Below are 4,078 nucleotides of genomic sequence, written 5' to 3'. Positions count from 1 at the left end.
GGCTGGGTGGCGCAATATACCCAGCGGCCTGCCGCTGCCATGGAGGTACCTGCATGAGCCTGCCTGTCCCGACACTGTTCCAGACACTTGACGAGGCGCTGTTCACGCGCGCCCAGGACCTGCTGGACGAGGAATGGCTGGCCAAGGATGCCGACCTCGCCCCCGTGCTGCCCGTGGTGCTGGCGCGCGGCGTGGGCCAGGACTGGCACAAGGCCGGCACCTTCCGCCACCACCTGGCGGGCGTGGCGCGTTCGCTGGCGCTGTGGCGCCAGCCGCGCGACATGCGCCTGCTGGGCCTGCTGCACAGCGTCTACGGCAACGCCTTCGTGGACCTGGTCAAGTTCGACGCGGGCAGCGAGCGCGGCCGCCTGCGCGAGCTGGTGGGCGAGGGCGCCGAGCACCTGGTCTACCTGTTCTGCACCATGAGCCGCACGCAGTTCATGCAGAAGATCCTGGCCGGCGACCTGGCCGAAGACGGCTCCATGGCGCTGGAATCCGCCGGCCGCAGCCAGCGCCTGAGCGCCTATGAGGTGGCGGCCTTCACCATCGTGAGCATGGCCGATGCCATGGAGCAGTGGTTCAGCTGGCAGGAAGACATCTATTCGCAGTTTCCGCAGGTGCAGAACCAGCGGCAGCAGGGCGTGCACTGGGCGGCCTCGCTGTGGCCCGGTCCCATGCGGCCTGCCAGCCGCATGCTCAGCCAGATCAGCGACCTGGGCCGTGCGCTGCAGCACCCGGCGCTGCGCGCCCAGCTGCCGCTGCCGCCGGTGTTCGACCATTGCAGCCGGCAGCTGTCGCCCGGCGACGAGGCCGCTGCCGTGTCGCTGTACTGGTCGGTGATCCAGCTGGACCAGCCGCTGGTGGACCTGGACGCCGCCACGGCCGTGCTGGAAAGCGCCGTGCGCCTGAACCCCTGGGTGGGCGAGCCGCAGATGGTGCTGGCCCAGCTCTACCTGTCTGCCGGCCGCGCCGACGACGCCGCGCGCGCAGCCACCAGCGCGCTGCAGTGCTTCAGCGGCTGGGGCAATGCCTGGGACAAGCGCGTGCAGTGGGACGCCTGGATCGCCTGGACGCGCATCCTGCTGCAGTCGGCGCAGCAGGGAAGCTGGCCCGAGCGTCTGGACAAGCTCAACAACCTGGCCCTGAAGGGCTGAGATGCAAAAAAGCCTGGCGCGAGAGCCAGGCTTTTTCGTTGTGGGAGCGCGCCCGTGCCTTATTTGGCCGGCGCCGTTTCGGCCTTGGCGGCCGGCGCAGCGCTGGCGGGCACGGCGCCATCCTCGATCGCCTCGGGGTGCATGGGCCGGCGTGCATAGCGCTGGGCCAGCACGGCGCAGACCATGAGCTGCAACTGGTGGAAGATCATCAGCGGCAGCACGATGGCGCCCACGGCGCTGGACTCGAACAGCACCTTGGCCATGGGCACGCCGCTGACCAGGCTCTTCTTGGAGCCGCAGAACACCAGGGTGATCTCGTCCTCCTTGGAAAAGCCCAGGCGGCGCGCCGTCCATGACGTGATGACCAGCACCAGGGCCAGCAGTATGGACGACAGCAGCAGCAGGCCCAGCAGCGCGGGCAGGGGCGTCTGCTGCCACAGGCCGCTGATGACGGCGGCGCTGAAGGCCGTGTACACCACCAGCAGGATGGAGCCCTGGTCCACGAACTTCACGCGCTTGGCATGGCGCGAGATGAAGCCGCCGATCACGGGCCGCAGCAGATGGCCCAGCACAAAGGGCAGCAGCAACTGCAGCGCGATCTTGCCGATGGCCTGCAGCGCGTCGCCCCCTTCGGCGCTCTTGTGCAGCAGCATGCTGACCAGGATGGGCGTGATCACGATGCCCATCAGCGTGGAGGCCGAGGCGCTGCACACGGCAGCGGGCATGTTGCCGCGCGCCATGGCCGTGAAGGCAATGGCCGATTGCACCGTGGCCGGCAGTGTGCACAGGAAGAGCACGCCCATGTACATCTCGGGCGTGACCAGGGGCTCCAGCACGGGGCGCAGCGCCCAGCCCAGCAGGGGGAAAAGCACGAAGGTGGCCGCGAAGATGGTCAGGTGCAGGCGCCAGTGGCCTATGCCGGCAAAGATGGCCTCGCGCGAGAGCTTGGCGCCGTGCAGGAAGAACAGCAGGCTGACCATGAGCGTGGTCGCCACCTCCAGCCATTGCGAGACGGCGCCCGAGGCGGGCAGGAAGCTGGCCAGTGCCACGGTGGACAGCAGCATCAGCGTGAAATTGTCAGGGGCGAAGCGGGGGCGTGCCATGGGAAAACTCTCTCCAACTAACTATCGGTTCGTGCAGCCAGGCTGCAAGGCCCCGATTGGACGCCACGGCCATTGAAAAGAGAAATGGATTTATCTGATGGTTTTATAATTTTTCCGTATGAATATCAGCCTGCGCCAGCTGCGCGCCTTCCTGGCCGTGGCGGAAAGCCGCAACTTCAGCCGCGCGGGCGAGCTGATGGCGCTGACCCAGCCTGCCGTCAGCCGCAATGTCACCGAGCTGGAGCAGGCCCTGGGCGTGCAGCTCTTGCACCGCACCACGCGCGAGGTGGAGCTGACCGACGCCGGCCGCCTGCTGCAAGGCCATGCCACGCGCGTTCTGGATGCGCTGGATGAATGCCTGCTCGAAGTCAGCGGCCTGGCCACCCAGCGCCTGGGCAAGGTGCGCGTGGCCAGCAGCCCCACCCTGTCGGCGCATCTGATGCCGCGCTGCATTGCGCGCTGCCGCGAGCAGGCGCCGGGCATCGAACTGCTGCTGCTGGACCGCATCCAGAGCGATGTGCTGCAAAGCGTGCGCAGCGGCGAGGTGGACTTCGGCGTGGTCATCGACCCGCAGGGCCGCGATGACCTGTACTGCGAAACCATACTCAGTGAACCGTTCTGCCTGGTCTGCCCGTCCACGCACCGGCTGGCTCGCAAGCGCCAGGTGGCCTGGAGCGACCTGGCCGGCCAGCCGCTGGTACTGCTGGACCACGCCTCGGGCAGCCGCCGCCTGATCGACGCCGCGCTGCAGGCCCACGACGCCGAGGCCGCCGTGGTGCAGGAAGTCGGCCACACCACCACCATCTTCTGCATGCTCCAGGCGGGCCTGGGCCTGAGCGTGGTGCCGGAACTGGCCGTGCCGCAGGCATGGCGAATTCCCGCGAGTGGCGCCGCCCCCGACGCCCTTGCCAGCCGCCCCCTGCTGCCGCGCGTGCAGCGCGACATCATGCTGGTGCGCCGCCGCCAACGCGAACTGTCGCCCGTGGCGCAAAGCGTGTGGGATTTGATCAGGGGGGAGGCGGGGCAGCTGTGAGGCTCGCGTTGCAGGCTGCCGCATACGGCCGTATCGCCGCCCGCACGCGGTCCAGCACCAGTGCGTGGGGCGAGGGTGCCAGCCGCCCGGCGCGCACGGCCTGGTATTGGGCTGGGAGGAACTGGCTGAGCATGTTCTCGGGCAGGGTGCAGGCGGACAGGTTGTCCAGCAGCCGCGCCACGGCGGCGTTCACCGTGGGGTCGGCCCAGTAGTAGCGGATGCGGTCGCTGTAGCTGTAGATGCGCAGCAGCCTTTGGACGCCGGGATCGGGCTGCTCGCCGCGGTAGTAGCGCTCCCAGTTGGCGGGGCGGCCCAGCATGGCCGACTCCAGCACGGCGGGCAGGTGGGAGCGCTGGGGTGCATCCACGAGCTGCTCCTCGATGGCGGCCAGCGCGAACAGCGCCTCGCGCAGCGCAAAAGTGGCGCCGGGCCCGACCTTGAGGATGGCAAAGCCGTCCTGCACCAGCTGGCGCAGGGCCTCGGGCCGCTGGTAGTCGGTGGAGTGGGCCTCGAAGACCAGTTGCGGATGCTGGCGCAGCAACTGCCGGAGGTCGGCTGCCCCGGCTGGCGCGTAGTCCACCACGCGCGTGTGATCGAACTCCACGCCGGGCTGGACCACCATGGCAATGATGCGCGGCCAGACGGGGTCCAGCCCCTGTTGCGCGAAGACTTCACGGTGCACCTGCAGCGTGCGCTGGGCGTCGGCGCGCGCGGTGACTTCCACATGCTCCAGCGCATGCGCGGCGCCACCGGGCACGGGGACTTCGGTGCCGATCACGTAGACGCGG

General features: G+C 69.0%; 4 protein-coding genes. 2 read left to right on the top strand and 2 right to left on the bottom strand.

Annotated elements, in window-relative coordinates:
* The first annotated feature begins 53 nt into the window (after positions 1–53).
* Complete coding sequence (locus tag L995_RS07870) at positions 54–1,154, top strand: DUF6817 domain-containing protein (protein ID WP_047470774.1); 1,101 nt, start codon at positions 54–56, stop codon at positions 1,152–1,154.
* A gap of 59 nt (positions 1,155–1,213) precedes the next feature.
* Here L995_RS07870 and L995_RS07865 read toward each other — a convergent pair whose 3' ends face one another.
* A complete protein-coding gene (locus L995_RS07865) occupies positions 1,214–2,257 on the bottom strand; it encodes a bile acid:sodium symporter family protein (protein ID WP_047470770.1) in 1,044 nt (347 codons plus the stop codon).
* 118 nt (positions 2,258–2,375) lie between these two features.
* Between L995_RS07865 and L995_RS07860 the strand changes: the two genes are divergently transcribed.
* Complete coding sequence (locus L995_RS07860; RefSeq protein ID WP_047470768.1) at positions 2,376–3,290, top strand: LysR family transcriptional regulator; 915 nt, start codon at positions 2,376–2,378, stop codon at positions 3,288–3,290.
* Here L995_RS07860 and L995_RS07855 read toward each other — a convergent pair.
* On the bottom strand, positions 3,265–4,078 hold an 814-nt coding region (locus L995_RS07855), incomplete at its 5' end, for a class II D-tagatose-bisphosphate aldolase non-catalytic subunit (protein WP_047470766.1). The genes L995_RS07860 and L995_RS07855 overlap by 26 nt on opposite strands.

The sequence above is a fragment of the Delftia sp. ZNC0008 genome, assembly GCF_000799035.1.
Lineage (GTDB): Bacteria > Pseudomonadota > Gammaproteobacteria > Burkholderiales > Burkholderiaceae_C > Comamonas > Comamonas tsuruhatensis.
The sequence above is the reverse complement of the archived record's forward strand: the minus strand, read 5'-3'. Positions and strand labels throughout refer to the sequence as shown.